This is a genomic window from Paenibacillus sp. O199, assembly GCF_001636635.1.
In the GTDB taxonomy this organism is placed as follows: Bacteria; Bacillota; Bacilli; order Paenibacillales; family Paenibacillaceae; genus Paenibacillus; species Paenibacillus marchantiae.
In genome coordinates this window covers 1-18,370 of the sequence record NZ_LGRP01000005.1, presented here as the reverse complement: position 1 = coordinate 18,370, position 18,370 = coordinate 1, and the positions used below count along the sequence as shown (strand labels likewise).

Annotated in this window: 21 protein-coding genes and 1 pseudogene; 9 read left to right on the top strand and 13 right to left on the bottom strand. The window is 47.0% G+C overall.

Features of this window, described 5'->3' with window-relative positions; genetic code table 11:
- Window positions 1-19: 19 nt before the first annotated feature.
- The 8 genes from A6049_RS09155 (at window position 20) to A6049_RS33225 (ending at window position 7,706) form a co-directional block, all read left to right on the top strand.
- The gene (locus A6049_RS09155) at window positions 20-964 is read left to right on the top strand and encodes a DUF1963 domain-containing protein (RefSeq protein WP_063564358.1); all 945 of its coding nucleotides are present in this window, start codon (window positions 20-22) and stop codon (window positions 962-964) included.
- 184 nt (window positions 965-1,148) lie between these two features.
- Window positions 1,149-1,607, top strand: coding sequence for a DinB family protein (locus A6049_RS09150; RefSeq protein ID WP_095206027.1), 459 nt, complete (start codon window positions 1,149-1,151; stop codon window positions 1,605-1,607).
- A 241-nt stretch (window positions 1,608-1,848) separates the two neighbouring features.
- On the top strand, window positions 1,849-2,670 hold the full coding sequence (locus tag A6049_RS09145; RefSeq protein WP_063564357.1) for a DUF2785 domain-containing protein: 822 nt from the start codon (window positions 1,849-1,851) through the stop codon (window positions 2,668-2,670).
- A gap of 89 nt (window positions 2,671-2,759) precedes the next feature.
- Complete coding sequence (locus A6049_RS09140) at window positions 2,760-3,482, top strand: response regulator transcription factor (protein ID WP_063564620.1); 723 nt, start codon at window positions 2,760-2,762, stop codon at window positions 3,480-3,482.
- Window positions 3,483-3,536: 54 nt separating this feature from the next.
- Window positions 3,537-4,673 carry a sensor histidine kinase gene (locus A6049_RS09135; RefSeq protein WP_063564356.1) on the top strand — a complete coding sequence of 379 codons (1,137 nt, stop codon included), beginning with the start codon at window positions 3,537-3,539 and terminating at the stop codon, window positions 4,671-4,673.
- 171 nt (window positions 4,674-4,844) lie between these two features.
- Window positions 4,845-5,633 (top strand): HAMP domain-containing protein, encoded by a 789-nt coding sequence (locus tag A6049_RS09130; protein WP_145921912.1) that lies wholly within the window; start codon window positions 4,845-4,847, stop codon window positions 5,631-5,633.
- On the top strand, window positions 5,627-7,489 hold the full coding sequence (locus tag A6049_RS09125) for a transglycosylase domain-containing protein (RefSeq protein ID WP_063564354.1): 1,863 nt from the start codon (window positions 5,627-5,629) through the stop codon (window positions 7,487-7,489). The genes A6049_RS09130 and A6049_RS09125 overlap by 7 nt, the downstream gene beginning before the upstream one ends.
- Window positions 7,490-7,553: 64 nt before the next feature.
- Window positions 7,554-7,706, top strand: a complete 153-nt coding sequence (locus A6049_RS33225) for a hypothetical protein (protein ID WP_161490568.1) — start codon at window positions 7,554-7,556, stop codon at window positions 7,704-7,706.
- A 23-nt stretch (window positions 7,707-7,729) separates the two neighbouring features.
- On the opposite strand, the gene A6049_RS09120 is transcribed toward A6049_RS33225, so the two are convergent.
- From A6049_RS09120 to A6049_RS09070, 12 genes and pseudogenes are all read right to left on the bottom strand, one after another.
- The gene (locus tag A6049_RS09120; protein ID WP_063564353.1) at window positions 7,730-8,179 is read right to left on the bottom strand and encodes a threonine/serine exporter family protein; all 450 of its coding nucleotides are present in this window, start codon (window positions 8,177-8,179) and stop codon (window positions 7,730-7,732) included.
- A 19-nt stretch (window positions 8,180-8,198) separates the two neighbouring features.
- Complete coding sequence (locus A6049_RS09115; RefSeq protein WP_240321369.1) at window positions 8,199-8,894, bottom strand: threonine/serine exporter family protein; 696 nt, start codon at window positions 8,892-8,894, stop codon at window positions 8,199-8,201.
- 365 nt (window positions 8,895-9,259) lie between these two features.
- Window positions 9,260-9,565, bottom strand: coding sequence for a hypothetical protein (locus tag A6049_RS09110; protein WP_063564352.1), 306 nt, complete (start codon window positions 9,563-9,565; stop codon window positions 9,260-9,262).
- A 64-nt stretch (window positions 9,566-9,629) separates the two neighbouring features.
- Complete coding sequence (locus A6049_RS09105; RefSeq protein ID WP_063564351.1) at window positions 9,630-10,673, bottom strand: S66 family peptidase; 1,044 nt, start codon at window positions 10,671-10,673, stop codon at window positions 9,630-9,632.
- Window positions 10,674-10,785: 112 nt separating this feature from the next.
- The gene (locus tag A6049_RS09100; RefSeq protein WP_063564350.1) at window positions 10,786-12,117 is read right to left on the bottom strand and encodes a DUF4179 domain-containing protein; all 1,332 of its coding nucleotides are present in this window, start codon (window positions 12,115-12,117) and stop codon (window positions 10,786-10,788) included.
- A complete protein-coding gene (locus A6049_RS09095) occupies window positions 12,107-12,628 on the bottom strand; it encodes an RNA polymerase sigma factor (protein ID WP_063564349.1) in 522 nt (173 codons plus the stop codon). Before A6049_RS09095 ends, A6049_RS09100 begins: the two co-directional genes overlap by 11 nt.
- A 234-nt stretch (window positions 12,629-12,862) precedes the next feature.
- Window positions 12,863-13,270 (bottom strand): NUDIX domain-containing protein, encoded by a 408-nt coding sequence (locus A6049_RS09090; protein WP_240321368.1) that lies wholly within the window; start codon window positions 13,268-13,270, stop codon window positions 12,863-12,865.
- A gap of 201 nt (window positions 13,271-13,471) precedes the next feature.
- Window positions 13,472-13,963 (bottom strand): annotated as a pseudogene (locus A6049_RS34020) (GNAT family N-acetyltransferase); the annotation flags it as partial.
- 229 nt (window positions 13,964-14,192) lie between these two features.
- The gene (gene flgB, locus A6049_RS09085) at window positions 14,193-14,603 is read right to left on the bottom strand and encodes a flagellar basal body rod protein FlgB (protein ID WP_063564348.1); all 411 of its coding nucleotides are present in this window, start codon (window positions 14,601-14,603) and stop codon (window positions 14,193-14,195) included.
- A 177-nt stretch (window positions 14,604-14,780) separates the two neighbouring features.
- Window positions 14,781-15,599, bottom strand: coding sequence for an adenosylmethionine decarboxylase (gene speD / locus A6049_RS09080; RefSeq protein WP_063564347.1), 819 nt, complete (start codon window positions 15,597-15,599; stop codon window positions 14,781-14,783).
- 121 nt (window positions 15,600-15,720) lie between these two features.
- Window positions 15,721-16,299, bottom strand: a complete 579-nt coding sequence (locus A6049_RS09075) for an SLOG family protein (protein ID WP_063564346.1) — start codon at window positions 16,297-16,299, stop codon at window positions 15,721-15,723.
- Window positions 16,300-16,413: 114 nt separating this feature from the next.
- Window positions 16,414-17,547 carry an RluA family pseudouridine synthase gene (locus A6049_RS09070; protein WP_063564345.1) on the bottom strand — a complete coding sequence of 378 codons (1,134 nt, stop codon included), beginning with the start codon at window positions 17,545-17,547 and terminating at the stop codon, window positions 16,414-16,416.
- A 189-nt stretch (window positions 17,548-17,736) separates the two neighbouring features.
- On the opposite strand from A6049_RS09070, the gene A6049_RS09065 reads away from it, so the two are divergent.
- Window positions 17,737-18,153 (top strand): hypothetical protein, encoded by a 417-nt coding sequence (locus tag A6049_RS09065; protein WP_063564344.1) that lies wholly within the window; start codon window positions 17,737-17,739, stop codon window positions 18,151-18,153.
- Between the two features lie 111 nt (window positions 18,154-18,264).
- On the opposite strand, the gene A6049_RS34550 is transcribed toward A6049_RS09065, so the two are convergent.
- Window positions 18,265-18,370, bottom strand: a 106-nt coding sequence (locus A6049_RS34550) for a GT-D fold domain-containing protein (RefSeq protein ID WP_481852588.1), incomplete at its 5' end; no start/stop codon positions are given.

The window sequence follows — 18,370 nt, the reverse complement described above, 5'->3', positions numbered from 1 at the left end:
TCAGAAGGGGAGGATCTGTATGATTAAACCTGAACAATGTGAACGTCTGACCAGAAAAGCCCGGAAAACTCTTGAGGAGTATGGATTGGGTAATGCTGCCGATCTGCTGTTATCTTCAAGCCGTTGGGGAATTCGCCTTGATGTATCGACAATCGATGAGTATCGCAGAACAGGAAATTCACGTGTAGGTGGAAATCCGGATCTGCCGAGCAACATGAAATGGCCTTTGACACAGGACGGGGTGCCCATGACGTTCCTGGCCCAGTTGAATCTCGTGGATTTGACGCCATATACGCCTAATGATGGGCGGGGGAGTTTGCCCGAACGGGGCATGTTATACTTCTTCATTGGTGTGGATGAACCGGCTTATCATATTGAGCATCGTGTGATTTACGAGCCGGACGCTCATAACCTGATAAGGCGAGAGCCTGATGGCGAAACCGCGCTGGGTAAGGACGATTTTGTAGCACATTCGGTAACAGTGCTGCCTAATCTCGAGTTTCCTACATATGCATATATTGATTCTCTGGCTCTGAATGCAATCGCCGCCCCGCTGTCTGGTGGAACGGTAGCTGTCGAAGGGGAGGAAGGTCTATATGACCGGTACCTGGAATTTGAGTCCAGCTGGAATCATCCGAGTACGCAGAACTGGGGTGGCATGTTTGGATACCCTGACGGTCAGCATCCGGATGCCGAACACCAGGCGCTGTTACAGATCGTACTTGGTGAAGAGTATACTTATGACGAGCAGGCGTGTGAGAGGAAGCTGACTGAACATTATGGCGGGGATGAGAAACGGACACAACAAGAGCTTGCGGATACCTTGCTTCTATTAAAAATTGATACGCATGACGCCATCGGTTTTCAATGGTGGGATTGTGGGGAATTGCAATTTTTCATTCGCAAGGCTGACTTGCTCGCAGGACGATTCGATCAAACGTATTGCTCGTTATATTCAAGTTGAGTTCGTGTTTGTTATCATCGGAGCAACAAAATGTCCCAAATTCCGTCTATATGGGGGAGGAGGGACTTTTTTTTGTTCATTATTGTTGGTTTTCGATCAAAGCTGGTTTATATATAAAGGGGGAATTTATGGTTGATTAGCGATCATATGTTCTATATAATGGGATAAAAAGGGAGTGTTTCTGTTGATTCAGTCTGCATTTAAACATATTGATGTGGCAGTGACATCATTAATCCATTTATGTGACCAACTGTCGGAGCAAGACTTGGCTTTGACTCCGATTGAGGGCAAACGGCCGGTCGGAGAATTGCTTTCTCATCTATCCGTCATTTGTCGTGCAGATGTACATATTTCGGAGGGAGCTTCCGAAGAAGAAATGGCTTTGTTTTACGAGGAAAATCAGCCGAATTCACTGAGTGAGATCAAAGAAGCGCTGATTGCGAATCAGATGTATCTCTATCATCGATACAGACAGTTTAATACGGAGGAATTATTACAGGTGACTGACTCCTATTGGGGAGCTTCGTACAGTCGTCTGGAGTGGCTGCTTGAGATCATGGGACATGTGTATCACCACAGGGGTCAACTGCATACGATGCTGACACTGACTGGTATAGAGCCCAAAGTATCGTTGTTTGAATAGATAGACCAAGGTCCGTAATGCTAGGTTCTGCCTGAATATAGAGCAAGATTTAATAGAATACATAGAACATGTTATCCGCACAAGCAACGGTTAAGCAAGGATTAAATCGACGATACTATACGTTAATAATAGAGATTGCCGGATCAGCTACAATTAACGAAAACCAACGTTTAAAAATGCCACATAGTCAATAGAAACTAAAATAGTAAGTTCGGAAAATCTTCTATTAGGGGTGTGTAAAATGAGTTTAAAAGAAAAGTTGATATTAGTAAAAGAGAATGACTACCAAACACCTCTCGATACATTCCAGTTGATACAAGAAATGATGGTTAATATCGGTTCTTTGGATGCCCAACTACGTGATGACCTCATTTATACAACCTTATCAAATTGGATTCCTGATAATACCTTAACAGTAAACGAACTAGAACAACTTCTATCCGTTGTTTTGGATAATAAGCATTTGCTTTTTAGGCTTGGTGAAACGAATACAGACTCTGTCTTTACTCGATCGTTCTCTATGCTAGTTATACCGCTCCTCTTCATGAGGCATAAAGAATCACCATTTCTCTCGAAAGAGCATATTCATCAGATAAAAGAGATCGTGTTTTACAATGTACATAAAGAGCGAGATTACCGCGGGTATGATGAAGAAAAAGGCTGGGCTCATGCCATAGCCCATGCAGCAGATGCTTTAGACGAATTGGCCCAATGTTCCGAGTTGGATAAAAATGATCTCTTAACCATTCTCGATTTGGTTTACGAAAAGATGACCATCACTGATCGAGTTTACTCCGATGGGGAAGATGAAAGAATGGTAAAATCCATAATTAGTGTTTTAAATAGAAAAATACTTAGTCAGACTTATGTAGAGCAATGGATTCAACGTTTTGGTGATGTGGAGAAAAATCCAGAATTCCTTCCTGCCTTTAGGCAAAAAAATAATATAAAGAACTTTTTGAAAAGTTTATACTTTCGAATTAAATTTCACAAAGTCGATGCTGATCTCTGCCCAACAATCGAGCATACTTTATATAAAATAGAAAAAGTATATTATTCCTAAAATCCAACGTTTTTGCTTCTTTCCTAGGGCGATGATTTTCGCAGATCCATTTCCTAGTGGTATACTTTGATCAAGTAATGATTCATGGAATGGAAAGGAATAATGCCGTGGCACAGCCAGCAACCATTCTGCTTGTGGATGATGAGCAGGATATTATTAAACTGATGGAGATTTATTTTGGTAATGAAGGATACCGGGTTCTGACAGCCAGTGATGGGATCGAGGCGCTTGAGCAACTGAAGAAAGAGCCAATTGATCTGATCATTCTGGATGTCATGATGCCGAATATGGACGGAATTGAAGCATGTATGAAAATTAGGGAAGAGCAGAAAATGCCGATCATTATGCTGTCAGCCAAAAGCATGGATATGGATAAAATTACAGGGCTGAGCATCGGCGCTGATGATTATGTGACCAAGCCGTTTAACCCGCTTGAACTTGTGGCACGGGCAAAGTCACAGCTTCGCAGGTACCATACCTTCAATGAGGGCCGGGAAAGCAAGGAGCATGAGTGGGTGATTGACGATCTGGTCATCAACACCGATACGCATGAGGTCTGGGTGGATGAGCAGCCTGTTCGCTTGACTCCACGTGAATTTGCCGTTCTGGAGCTGCTGGCGCGCCATCAAGGCTCTGTGCTGAGTATGGAGCAGATCTACAGACAGGTCTGGAAAGAAGAGTTTATGGAGTCCAACAACACAGTCATGGTGCATATCCGCAAGATTCGTGAGAAAATCGAACTCGACAGCAAACATCCCAAGTTCATACAGACGGTATGGGGTGTTGGTTATAAGATGATCAAACCACAATAAGCACGTGCGTCTATGAGGTTAATTGGATACAGAGCGTGAGCAAGGAGTTCCTAGATGAATTCAAAATTAATTAACACAGTCCGGTGGAAATTTATCTACGCATTTCTGCTGAGTGGCATTTTTACGGCGGCTATTTTGTATGGGGGCAGCAAAGTTGTACACTCCATTCTGGCGGCTCAGACCTATCCTAATTATTCGATCCCTGCAAGGGGCATCAGGTGGCTGGTGAACCATATTGGGTCGGTGCCACTAATGATTATGGTTGGCATACTTGGCTTTGTGCTGTTCTTTTTCCTGTTCACGCGCAGGGTGATGCTGGTTCTGGACGAGATTACGGCGGGAATTCAGGAAGTTGCCAAAGGGGAGCTGTCTCATCGGATCGAAGTGAAGACATCGGATGAATTTGGCGTTGTGGCTGCCAGTGTTAATCAGATGGCTGAACAATTGCAGCTGTCATTGCAGGAGGAGCGCAGCGCAGTTGCTGCCAAAAATGAATTGATTACAGGCATTTCTCATGATTTGAGGACGCCGCTGACCTCCATTCTCGGATTTTTGGAATACATAGAGAAGGATCGGTACCAGGATGAAATTGAGATGCGCTATTACGTGAGTATTGCGTACGAGAAATCCTTAACATTGAGGAAGCTGATCGACGATTTGTTCGAATATACCCGTGTCAGTGGTGGTAGCTTACCCTTGTCATTGACTTCCTTGAACCTGAATCCATTCCTGATGCAGCTTGCGGAGGAGTTCGCTCCGATGCTGGAAGAAGCGGGCATGACATACAAGATCATTGGTGGACAAGAACCTTTATGGATTCAGGCCGCTCCTGGCGAGCTTGTTCGTGCGTATGAGAACCTGTTCAGTAACGCGATCCGTTATGGGGCACAGGGTAAAGTGATGGAGATTGCGTTGTCTCTTGAAGGTGAAGAAGCTGTGGTGCGCATTAGCAATTATGGTGAACCCATTCCGGCGCAGGATTTGCCGCACTTATTCGATCGATTCTACCGGGTGGACAAATCCCGCTCTCGCGACACAGGCGGCACCGGACTGGGGCTGGCTATTGCCAAATCCATGATTGAATTACATCGCGGGAGTATCACTGCCTACAGTGAACAGGGCCGGACCGATTTTGTTACGCGTTTTCCGGTGACTGCTCCTCCGATGAACAGAGACACAGAGGAACGGTAACCTGGCAGAATCCTCTTCTTATATAAGAGAGTTTATTGCTTGATTCAGCATCTATGCTAAATGCTTAATTAAGAAAATGATAAGAAGTTACCCACTTCCTCATTAAGAAATATTCGGTATTCTTAACCTCAATCGTACACATGAACTGCAAAATTGAGGAGGATACCGAATATGAGATTATTATTACGTACAGTCAGATTGAGCTACATATATATTTGCGGAGCAAGCGCGTTACTTAGCGTAGCGCTCCTATTTGTCGTTTATCACATGTTACGTTTTGCCCACCATCATATCCTATCGGAGACAACAGGAATAACTCGCATTATGTACTGGGTGATAAACCATATTGGTACAACGCCATTGGTTATATTCATCGGTGGGGGTATGTTTGCGTTGTTTTTTTGGATTCGATCCCAGAAGATTGCAGATGACCTCAAGGTGATTGGTCGTGGAACTCATGAACTGGCAAATGGCCGAATTCCAGCACAGATAGAAGTGTTGAACGGAGGAGAGTTGCGACAGATTGCCGCGGATCTGAATGACATTGCGATGCGTATTCAAGCGGAGCGCTTAAATAGTTCAGACCAGGAGTGGACAGATCGAGAGACGAGAGGCGAAGAATGGTTCAGTTCTGGTATGTATGATGATAAAAGTAGCCGGCAACAAATGGTGTTAGAAAGTGAGAGAAGCCATAAGCAACGTATTCAAGCAGATTTGCTTGGATCACAATCTGGTCGCATAAGTGCCGATCTGCCGATTAAACTGACTCTCTACGGTGTTCGTTCTTCGCTGGATACGATCATGGAAGGCCGCTGTCGGGATGAAGCGGAGGTTCAGCACTGGGTCAGGTTGGCGTATGAACAGACGTTAAGGCTGGAGCTTGCCCTGGATTCTATGGAAATGAAGCAACAGGAACATTCAGGCTCCAATCCACATGTATTTAGGGAGCCTGAATGTTGAGATCCAGCATAAGGCGCGGAATTTATCATATATTTGATGCCTCTGTAGTAATCGTTATTTTGCTTGCGGTCGGCTATATCTATCTAGTTACTTACGGCGAAGGTGTCCTTCGCAATCATCCTGAGGCCATTTCGGTGGCCTCTTCCACGATCATTACCAATGCGGATGGAACAGAAATTTCAAGATTACAAGTACAAACCAAGGGATATGCGCTGCATGCTGATTTAAAGGATATGCCCGATCTGTTAAAGCAGGCGTTTCTGGCTACGGAAGATCGACGTTTCTATAACCACGATGGCCTGGATTTTATCGGCATTGGCAGGGCGGTTGTGCAGGATGTTTTACATATGAACCTGAGTCAAGGAGGCAGCTCGATTACACAGCAACTGGCCAGAAATCTGTATTTGAACGGAGATAAAACGCTGGTTCGCAAGGTGAATGAAATGTCGATTGCCATGGCGATGGAAAAGAGATTTAGCAAGGATGAGCTATTAGAGCTATATTTGAATCATATTTATATGGGACGCCAGCAATATGGCGTTAAAGCCGCGGCTTGGCGATACTTCGGGATTAAGGATCTACATCAGCTGGAGATCTGGCAAATGGCTACGCTGGCCGGCATTCCGAAGGGACCTTCTATATACAATCCGGTGGATCGGGAAGACCTGTCCAAAGAGAGGCGTTCTGTGGTTCTTGGTATCATGCATGAGCAAGGAATTATTACTAAAAAACAGATGGAGGAAGCGCGAAATGTGGACTATACACCGCTCAATTCTACAGTTGAATCGACTCCAGGCTCAACAGCGCCTGCTTACGTGTCTGCCTTGGATGCGGTAATTGAGGAGGCTTCTCGTCTCACAGGTAAGAGTGGAGCAGAGATTCAATCCGCAGGCTGGACCATTCGTACGGGATTGGATGATCAGGCGCAGCTGGCGATGGAGCAAACATTCCGTGAATCTTCACGGTTCACCGATGATCGTGAGGATGAGCAAGTGCAGGCGAGTATGATCATACTGGACCAGCATAACGGTGAAGTCAAAGCGATGATGGGCGGGCGAGACCCCGTAAAAGGAGGCATTAACCGGGCAACCACGGATGCAAGGCAACCTGGTTCTGCATTTAAGCCCATTATTGCATACGGACCTGCATTGGAATCAGGTCGGTTTAAGCCAGAGAGCATGCTGCCTGATCAACGCATGAAATATGGGAGTTATCAACCAAGCAACTTGGGTGGGCGTTACAGAGGTACAGTTACGATGTCGCAAGCCATTGAAAATTCCATCAATGCTCCGGCCGTATGGCTGCTGCATGAGACAGGACTGGGACGCGCACATCAATTTGCAGGTCGATTGGGCATTGAACTGGGCAAGGAGGATCTTAATCTGTCGATTGCCTTAGGTGGTTTGCATAAAGGGGTGTCTCCACTAAAAATGGCCCAGGCATATTCCGTGTTTGCCAATAACGGCAAGTTCAATACGGCGCATCTAATTCGTGAAATTACGGATTCACGCGGCCGGAAAATCTATGCTTTTAAGCCAGAGAACAAGCAGGTGATATCCACCAGCACGGCAACTGCCATGACCGGCATGCTCCAAGATGTGGTCAGTCAAGGAACAGGTAGAAGGGCACAGCTGAGTCAGCATAAGGTAGCGGGGAAGACAGGAACAACGCAAGCTGCATTACCTGGTGTAAGCAAGGAGGCGAACAGGGATCTGTGGTTTGTAGGATATACGAGCAAGTGGACGGCTGCAGTCTGGATGGGATTTGATCGTACGGATGCAGAGCATTATATGAGATCCGGAAGTGGTGTGGCGGCGGATTTATTGGCGTCGGTGATGAAGCGTGCTTTGCCATAAAAGAGAATGGTTTACCGTACACCAATGGACAAGGAGTGTCCAACAGACATGGGGAGTTCTTTTTATGGATCGTACAGTTATCGAACAAATGGATACAATGATGAAAACAAAACGCTGCATATTAGATAATAACGGATCAACATTGGCTGGAAATATAGAAGACCCGTTAGAGACAGCGTTTACCCTGTCTCTAACGGGTCTTTATCGTTTAGTTTAGTGATAATATATTCATTTACTGTGTTAGGATTTTGCTCGCAGTGATTCGGGTATACGACGAATCATTTGGTTGAGCACCTCGGACAATACAAGTCCGATCGCGATGGCACCGGATAACATGAGTGCCTTGGCAGCCATCTCCATGGCTGCACCGTAGTCATTTTGCACAAAATTACGCATCGCATTATACGCCAGTCCACCGGGAACGAGCGGAATGATGCCTGCCACGCTAAAGATAATGACGGGCGCGCGAAACATGCGGGAGAACAGCTGGCTGATGACACCTACCGCGATGGTCGCTGCCAAGGTAGCAGGAACAGCATCCGCAGCATATTCGAGCACAATATAGATGATCCAGCCGATCATGCCGACAAATCCACCGTGAAGCAGCATGCGCCGAGGAGCGTTGAAAATAATACCGAATGCGGCCGAGGCAACGAAGCTGGTCAGGGCCTGTTCAATAAAATGAAGCATAACCTGCAACTCCTCCATCTTACGTAAAAAGTGAAAAAACAACAGCAATGCCGGTACCAATCGCAAAAGCCGTCAGAAACGCCTCGGCTCCCTTGGATAACCCGGACACGAGATGCCCGGCCATCAGGTCACGCACAGCATTGGTAATCAGCAGTCCCGGTACCAGGGGCATGACTGAGCCAATAATGATTTTGTCCCGTTCATGACCCGCGCCCATATAGACAAGCAAAAAGGCGAGCAAACCGATGACAAATGAAGCTGTCAGCTCGGCAAAAAATTTCACGAGTACCAGTCGATGGAAGGCAATGACCGCTGCATAACCAATACCACCGCAGAGTACCGCAGGGAGAAAGTCGACCCAGCCTCCACCAAACATAATGGTAAAGCACCCACTGGATAACGCCGCCGCCGTAAGCCGCACAACCGCAGAATAGGAGGAGGGCTGTCCCTCAATTTGTAGTAACAATGCATAGGCATCCTCAACGGACAATTCACCTTGCCCAATACGCCGGGAAACGGCATTCACTTCGGATACCTTGTGCAAATCTGTGGTTCGTTCAGAGATCCGTATCAGCTTGGCAGGCTCGGTTGCATCAACCGAGAAGAAGATACCTGTGGGCACAACATAACTGTGCGAATGGGGAAGGCCCAGCGCGGCAGCCATGCGTTTCATCGTATCTTCCACACGATAGGTTTCACCGCCGCTTTGCAGCATGATCTTGCCTGCCAATAGACAGATTGCAATCACGCGGGATTGTTCAGTGTGATTTGTCCCAACCAGCTCCGTCTCAGACTGAGGCACGGGTGGAGGATCATGAGGGATATATTCCAACCGGATCAAGCTCCGTTCATATGAGATAAGGCTTGGTGCCGACACCATTGTATCATATTTCACACGTTAGCAAGGAAACATACCGCACGAACTACAGGAAGTCATTCAGGTTGCAGAGATTAATGCCATACATTCACACCAAATTGATAACCCGATAACTCCTAAAACCCAAAAAGGCTTCGCTCCCGGGCCTGATGGTCAAAGGGAGTGAAGCTTCTTGGGTTAGGCTCAATCGAGACAAAAAACAACTACATCAACAGGGTAATGACCAACAGCTCATACAGCACGAGTGGCAGAATGGTTGGTCCAAACAAGGCACGTGGCTCAGGATATCCATGCATCGGCGTAACCTGGAGATACAGTATTCCCCGATCTGCGCTGATAATGACGCCTTCCCATACCTGACCATCGATATTCTGGACTTGCACATTCTTGCCTACATGCTGCCGGGCTGTATGATGAAGCATATTCCGCACACTTTGCACGGATTGGAGCATTGGTTGATTGGCTTGGTATACGACCCGTGCGGATGGTGTGGATGTGGATTCAGACATGATGCACAACCCTTCCTCAAAATAATTTCTTACTTCAAGGTATGCATCTGCCTACAAAAGGTGATCACACAAATGCCATCTCAAGTCTTCCATGCCCATTCTGATAAGCCACATTGCCCAGTGCGCCATTCACAAAAGTTAACTGTGGCGGGATGTGGCCAAGATCCACATCATACAGTACGGGAACATCCATATCTCCGAGAGCCGAAGACAGGGCATCGATGAAGTTGAAATCTCCTGTATCGGTATAACCAGCAGGTCGACCGAACATGAAGCCTTTTACGCCTGCAAACCAGCCTGCCTGTCTCATCTGCCACAGATGACGGTAGATATCACCCGCATTCATCTCACAGCTTTCCAGATACCAGATCGTTCCTTCTTCTGCACAATACTGATCAAGATACGCTTCAACTGGTGCATAAGGTGTGCCAATCAGACAGGTGATTGTATCCATACAGCCACCGATCAACCGACCTGAGAATGTAACTTGAGAGTCTTCTCCTTCGGACTGCCCTAGCTGTTTCCAGCGAGAAGAGGTATCCAGATTAAACCTCGATAACTCCGGTTTCCATTCCGATTGATAGTGAGTGGAGGAAGATTGAGTGATCTGGCCTCCCTGGCCTGTCTGTAATACATCAATCCAGCGGGCGGTCACCGGATCGAGCTCGTTGGATCTTAGATCCACGTAGTTCGTACCATGTGCCGAAGCTGTTCCGGTGATCAGGGTGTATGCGAATAAAAAGGTACTGATATCCGAATATCCCATGACCCATTTGGGAGGCAACGTTTTCAAAGCTTCCCAATCCAGCAGGGGCAGGATATCCATAAGGAACTCTCCACCCCACGGAGGGATAATAGCCTGAATCTCAGGGTCACGGAAAAATGCATTGATCTCGGCAGCGCGATCTTCCTTGGAGGAACTTACACATTTGGCGTTATGCCGTAGAAATGGGCTCTCCTGAACACTAAAACCAAGGCGCTCCATGTTGTGCCTGCTCTCTTCAAGGTAATGATGCAAGGATTCACTTACACCGCTGGATGGTGCAGCCACGCCAATGGTATTTCCCTGAGCGAGTGGTTGCGGGTAACGGATCGAACGGTTATTCATTGTGGAAACACCCTTTCTTGTGAACATATCGATTTAATTCTAGATGATTGATATTTTCATTATAGTACATGGCTACTTCATGTGGTTTGCGATTATGGCTGTTACATTTCCTTTAGGGAGTCACAGGAATTTCAATAGAGAACGGTGCACGACTTTGATCAGGATAAGAGAATATTTCCATTGTCAGATTTCCTTTGGCTGCGGCTGCATTTTTAATAAAAATCCTTGCTTCGGAGATCCCAGTTTCACCTGAAGGACTCCAGCCTAACTCATTAATTTCGAAAGGCTTTCCTTTACTGTCCTTGATATTGGTAAATGACAGAGCAGAAATGGAATCTTGAGCGTCTGCAATTGAAAACTCGATGACCAGATCTTTGCCCTTTACCTTGCTTTGCAGGAATTTCAAACTCGATGGGCCACCTTGTATTTCACCTGAAGATGGATTGATGCTGATAACCAGTTCGTCCTTATCCACCGCTGAAAGACCAGACCCCTGCAGTGTCAGTTTTTTCGGAGTGGAGAAGTACATGCTCTCGAAAAAGACAGAACTTCCAGAGCCTCCGATGGAGGAGGAATCCGTTCGCCATGCTCGGCCTTGCTCATCTACCAACTGCAAATCACGAATTCCGAAGATTTTTTTGGTGTTGTTCCGATCATATTCGATATCAAGTACAAGACGAGTGGGATACAGAATGGCCTGTTTTACTTGAATACGCTGCCCGTCCACGGTCATTGTTTGGTTTATGGGAATGATTTTTTTCATGCCTTTCGTTAAGCTGCGATCCACTGGGAAAGTGACTTTCCACTTATTATTCGGTTCCTTACCTCGTTCCTTAAATACAACGGTCAACTCTTGTGGGGGTAAAGATTGTGTAAATGAGACATCGATTTTATCCTCATAAATGCCACTTTCTGAAGCCGGCTTAGGAGTGGAATAGCTAAACGCAACAGGCAGCTTTTTACCATGCTCATCAAGCAAATCGATGTCATACATACCCTTGTCTGGATCTTTCATGCCTTTCATCGTGTAAAAAATAACCATGCGTGACTCATCTGTAATGATGCTGTCCACGGTCACCGAAGCTCCATCATGCTCATCGGTCACACCAACCTTCTGCAAGAGGGATTGATCGATGGCCATCATTAACCCTTTGTCCTGGCGAATCATACTGACGATGCCCTCCATGCCTGGCAGTTGCTCCACAAAGGACGCAAAAGCGGGGGAGACGCGGATACATCCCGTAAACACGAGGATGATTGCGGCTGCCGATATGGAGCTCATAACCCAGCGCAGCCGGGACTTGCGCTTGCGCGCAGCCTGACGAATTCCGGCCTGTACAGCCTGATATGCTTCGGCATCCGGTACAGACATGGCGTCGTATTCTGTTTTACGATCATTCAGACGCTGCTCAATGGCTTCAAATGACTTCATCTCATCGCTCATGAGTTACATCTCCTTTCGTTTCAAGTTGGTCCCGGAGCTGCCTAAGTGCTCGATGCAGTCGGGATTTTACGGTTCCGGTCGGAATTTCGAGAATATCAGCGACCTCTGTTAAGGAGAAACCTTCGAAATAGCTTAGAATAATAATTGGTTTGCAATCCCGATCCAGCGCAGAGACGGCTGCGGCCAGATCAGGGTCTGCGGGCTGGTCCCAGCTGCTGGGTTCATGAATTTCGGTAACGTGGCTGAACCGGCTCTTGCGTTTGCGTTCGTCCGCACAGTAGTTCAGCAGAATGCGGATCAGCCAAGTGGCGAAATAGGAGGGTTCTTTTAATTTCTTGAGCTTTCGATAAGCTCTGTAGGTGCATTCCTGTATCGCTTCCAGCGCATCGCCCTCGTTGTGCAGATAGGCACAGGCGATCCGGTACAGTCGGCTCTGATGCATCTCCATTAAGGCTGCAAAAGCCTCGGCATCCCCTTTTTGTGCGGCGATGGTCAGTTGAGCAGGGGTCACATGGCTCCTCCTTTCATGGATGTTGTTGCGTATTAGACCGTGCAAAGGGCCAAACGGTTCTTGATTTTGGGAAAAAAGTTATGTATACACGTACTGAGACTACCACAAAGAAGCAAATTGCTCAGAAAACTGAAAACAACCGCCAAGCTCTCCTTTATGTTAGAGAGAGGAGTTCGGCGGTTGTTTTTCTTTATATGACTTGTCTGACCGTAATGAGGTTCGTTTCTCCCGATTTCAATCTTCCGAATAAAGATGGAGTTTCTTCGCAACTTCCAGACCAGGCCCCGCGAAACTAGCAAGTGGCGATGGCAGATCATCCAGCGGGAACCAACCGATCTCACCAATCGCTCCGCCTTCTTCGAGGTTACGAGCAATGCCACCAATAACTCGAGTTGAGTAGAGGACGGAAATCCAATGTTCTTGTTTTTCAGGTCGGATCGTCTCTGCGGTGCAGAGCAGCTTGTCGATGGTAATATCCAGATCGACTTCTTCCTTAATCTCCCGAATGACGGTCATTTCAATGGATTCGTATGGGTCGACTTTGCCCCCAGGGATACTCCAGGTGTACTGTTCAGGCTGACGATTCCGCCAAACCAAAAGGACTTCATTACGTTCGTTGAGGATGACCGCTCCGACACCAATCCGAGGTTGGACAGGAGAGTTCTCTGTACCTTTGGTGTTAAGTAAGGACAACGCAGATCCTTCGGCAGCGACCAATCGTGAGTCTGAGTGATCTTCCGTCTGTTTAGCTCCTTGGACATGAGTAGACTGAAACGCGAGCGGAAGTTTGGTCTGCGTTGACCATTCTTCTGCAAGGATACTCATGGAGATCAGATCATAATGCGTGCCATCCCGTAGAACGGCAGAGCGCTGACGGCCTTCCTCCCGAAATCCGGCTTTCAGATAGGCGCGCCTCGCAGCTTCATTGTATTCAATCACTTCGAGCGCAATCCGGTTCAGATTCAATTCATGGAATCCATAACGAATAATCAGGGCGAGAGCATCACTGCCGTATCCTTTGCCCCGATCTTTGTCATCACCAATACCAATTGCCAGGCGTGCAGAGCGGTTATTCCACTCAATTCGGTAGAGGGCCGTGAATCCGATGAACCGATTGTCCTCGAGAGTACGCAGTGCAAATTCAAAGCCATTGTCTCTACGAACTGCGGATGACCCCGTCTCATCCGGCGTTAGCGGAACAGCAATATCGGTATCCAGATTACGCAAGTAATCATAACTGTCAGTAAAGCGGGAGAGCCGCATGCAGTCTTCTGGGCAAGGAGCAGCCAGCCGGACTTTGGAGCCTTGAAAAGCATTTAAATGACGTGGAGCCATGTTGCACCTCTTTTATTGGATATGAAATCATACATTTTATCTCATTATACTACGAAACAGAGAGGATACCGAAAAAGGGCACAAGTAGGGGAGCATATCCTCCTGATTAGGAAAAGAAAAGCGACGCTAAATGCGTTTAATATAGATCAATATAATTCAAAATAGATCATCTACATGTTTCCGAATGTAGACAAAACAAAAAGCAGCCAAAGGGCTGCTCTACCATTCATTATTTCATATCCTGCAACAGGTTTTTCATTTTCTTGTAGTGCCCGCTGACCCGATCAACCATGTAGTTATACATAAGCTGATTCTCCGAAAGATTCGCCATTTCCTTGTCAATATCAACGTTATTGTTGTTATTATTCATGGATGTTTCGTTGTTCTCGACAATACGGTAGTTTACGATGGAGTCATTGGGATTACTGACCGGAAAGTGTTTCTCATGAGTCCGTTTCATATCGAGCTGATCTGTTTTGCCATTCTCAATGATACGTCTAAGCTCTTCCTCAAACTCCACCGATTTCTTTTTGTAATTGGGTGTGTCTGCATTGGCAATATTTTCAGTGGTAACCTTGTGCTGTACGTTCAGCGCTTGTAACAGAGATTCATTGCGTCTGGAAGTGTTCGTTTCAATCAACGGCTCAGTCTCCTTCAATGGAAATGCAATTGCTTTCATCATAAAAAAATGAGCTACTGCCTGTCAAGTTAGGCAAAAGAAAAGGACAAGCGCATGACGGAGGCTTCCATTACGAAATCCTGCTTCATGACATCTTATCCTTGTCCCAGCCCGTATGAATCAGTCCTTACGAATCAGCTATGAAGAAGGACGATTGATGTTTTTGCCATAATAAATCTCATCCATCTCCAGCTTCAACCACTCCGTAATTTCCTGTTGCTCGGCCTTGCTCAGTTTATCTTTGGTATAACCAAACAGATAATTATCGAGATCGAATTCTTTCAGTTTACACTTGGTGTGAAAAATGTTCTCCTGATAGACGTTCACGTCAATCATGTCGAAGCTGCTCTTGATCTCATCCGGAATGTAATTCTGGATTGAGCCGATCTCATGATCAATGAACAGCTTGCGTCCACTCGTATCCCGTGTAAAGCCACGTACCCGGTAATCCATCGTCATGATATCCGTATCGAACGAGTGGATCAGATAGTTCAGTGCCTTTAGCGGCGAGATTTCACCGCAGGTAGAGACGTCAATATCTGCCCGGAACGTACTGATGCCTTCGCTCGGGTGGAATTCGGGGTACGTATGAACGGTAATATGGCTTTTGTCGAGCTGCATGACGACATTATCGGGCAGAGGGCCTGGAGATTCATCGAAGGATTCTTCAGGGATCTCCACAATGGGGCCTTCCGAGACAAGCATCGTCACACTTGCGCCCTGGGGAACATAGTCCTGTTGGGCGACATTCAGCACATGGGCACCGATAATGTCAGACACGTTGTTCAGGATTTTGCTCAACCGGGCCGCATTATATTGTTCATCAATATATTCAATGTAAGCTTCGCGCTCATCTTTGGTTTTCGTATAACAGATATCGTACATATTGAAACTCAGCGACTTGGTCAGGTTGTTGAATCCATGCAGTTGAATGCGCTGCTCTGGCGTTAATGTCATGGTTGCAGTTCCCCTTTGTCCCATACGACATGGTAATCGCAGTTTTACTACTACTTATACCCAACCTACCGCCAAAAAAAACATATGTACGTCATTCTTTGCTACTCCAGTCGTGCGCAGATCAGAATGAAGAATCTTCATAATCCCCAACATCGTTCATCCGTTCATCTTCGGCGACCGATTGGATATCCTCTGAGGTGACGCTGATGATCGTATAATCTTCATTCTGCTGTTTTTTGACCGCTTTTTCCTTAATAAAACGGGGACTTCCATCCCCGGCATCTTCATCATACACGAGCAGGAGACCGTCGCTTTTGCGCAGCAGTAAGTCATCCCGCGCAGTAAACTGCCACGGGCCGATATACGGCTGATGACTAATCGCACCATAATAGTCCACACTTTGCAGAATGGAGCGATAATATTCCTGTTTGTCTTCCTTCCATTGTTCCTCGGGATTCTGAAAAGCGGTAATGATGGACAGCTTCAGATCCGGGAACGTCTTTTTCAGCTCAAGCACCACTTCGCAGGCCCACAGGTCTACACCGTATTGGCCCGGTGTCAGCACCCATTCCAGCCCGTCTTCGACCAGGGGCGTAAGACGGGAGGAGATCGCCTTTTTGATGAAAGGAATTCCCTCATGCTTCTGTCCAAAGATCTGTAGTTCATGTGCGCGATAACCGGTAATCAGCAAGTTTTTCAGTATCGCTTCCTCCTTTCAGGCGTGGTCAGTCCATCGGCCAGTTCCGGCACCGAGGCTTGTCCAGAATCGGCTGAAATCGCTGAGTCAGCAATGCCTGTTCTTTGAATCATCCCGTTAGTTCGCTGGTGGAGCATCCGTACGGAATGGATAGAGGAACTGTTTCGGAATGTCGGTCTCAAATCTCATCAACTCACCCGACGTTGGATGGATGAACGAGAGAACTCGTGCATGCAGTCCCAGGCGACCCAGTGTTTTGGTATGAGCACCGTATTTTTTGTCGCCTGCGATGGGATGGCCCAGATCTTCCATATGCACACGAATCTGGTTTTTGCGTCCCGTTTCCAGACGGACTTCCAGCAAGGAGAACTCGCGGTTCGACTGTAGACGTTTGTAGTGAGTAATGGCATGTTGTCCATCATTCGGGCGAGAACTAGAATACATTTTGAGCGTTTTGGTTTCTTTCAACCATGAGGAAATGGTGCCCTCTTCTTTCGCAACGGCGCCTTCCACAAGGGCAATATACAAACGTTCCTGTACATTCTCTTTCCAGTTGTCCTGCAGCTTCTGCTGCACTTCTTCACTCTTGGCAAACATCATGACACCTGAAGTGTCGCGGTCCAGACGATGGACAATAAATATTCGGTTCAGCGCGTCGGTACGGCGAACATGCTCGGTCAACTGGCGATAAGCGGTAAGATCATCACTTTTGTCAGCGGCAATGGATAGCAGTCCGGCTTCCTTGCGAATGACGATGATATCATCGTCTTCATGCAAAATGTTAATGCCCGTCAGGGAAGGAGCGGCAACTGCGCCTTCTTTGCTGATCGTTACGATTTGCCCTGGCGTCAGCTCCAGATTAAACTTGGTCACCACTTTCTGATCAACGGAAACCTGACCACGACCCAGAATGGATTTGACCGCATTCCGGCCGGACTTCAAGTGCTTCAGCAAGAAGTTGAGCAGCTCATCCGGTTCAGTAACCTTGTATGGGCGTGGTGGTTCTTGCTTGCGATAATAGGAATTGCCCGAGCGTTTGGCTGCTTTGGGTTTGGGTGCTCCGGCCTTCTTGGGAGCCGCGGAGGATTTGGCGGCTACTGGCTTCTTCGCCGCTCCTGCATTGCGTGATGCGGATGGTCCTGATGATTTGGCGGAAGTAAAAGTGGACCGACCAGACCGTGCTGTGGACGAACCTGCGGATGCTTTCCCCTTGGCCGATGTATTGCCTGTTGGGCGTTTACGTTTATTCATAAATAGTAATCTCCTTCTGAACAGCCTGTACCGCTTGTGTGCATACGATCCGTTCATTTCGTTATGCAGTTCAATATACCATTAACCGAGGGCAAATAAAAATAGGTGGATGGAATCTGTTACCCATCCAGTCCAAAGAGAGTCGAGATTCATAGAATAACGTATCCCATAGCATTGGAGGTGTTACTCATGGGTGTGTTTCTCGATATGAGAAGTTCGATGAACTCGGGATTCGTAGGACAGCCGGGTTTGTCCCTGTCTCCTTCGCCGGAAGCGTTTGGCTCCATTGGTCTGCAGACCCTTGGTGTCCCAAACCCCATTATCACCTTGAATGGCACGGTTGGCGTTACTGGAGAAGTGGGGGATACGTTCGTTGTTGAACTTGTACGGGGCAGTGTTTACGATCCGTTCTTTGTAATCTATCGCGCCGAAGGTACAGTAGGTCAGAACGGTGGCGCTGAATTTCATTCGTTCACTGCACAGGATCTGTCCGCACCGCCTGCACTGGAAAGTGTGTATACCTCGTTTATTTCAGGGGTATCCACATCGGTACGAACCGGACCCGAAGTGTTCTATGGTATTGCAGCCACCAATTGGTTCCTGTGAACAGAAGGTTCAACAGGAAGAGTGTTATCATATGGCATCTTATGATGAACAGACAAAAATCCCGGCTCCAAGGAGTCCGGGATTTTTTGTTGTAGTATCCACTTTTACAAACTAGTTGGCGCGGCCTTTCAAAATGATGTTGTTGGCTTTGCCGAAGTCGATGGCGACTTTGCCCGCAAGTGCCGCTGTCCGCTCCGCAAGGACAACCGCGTTTACG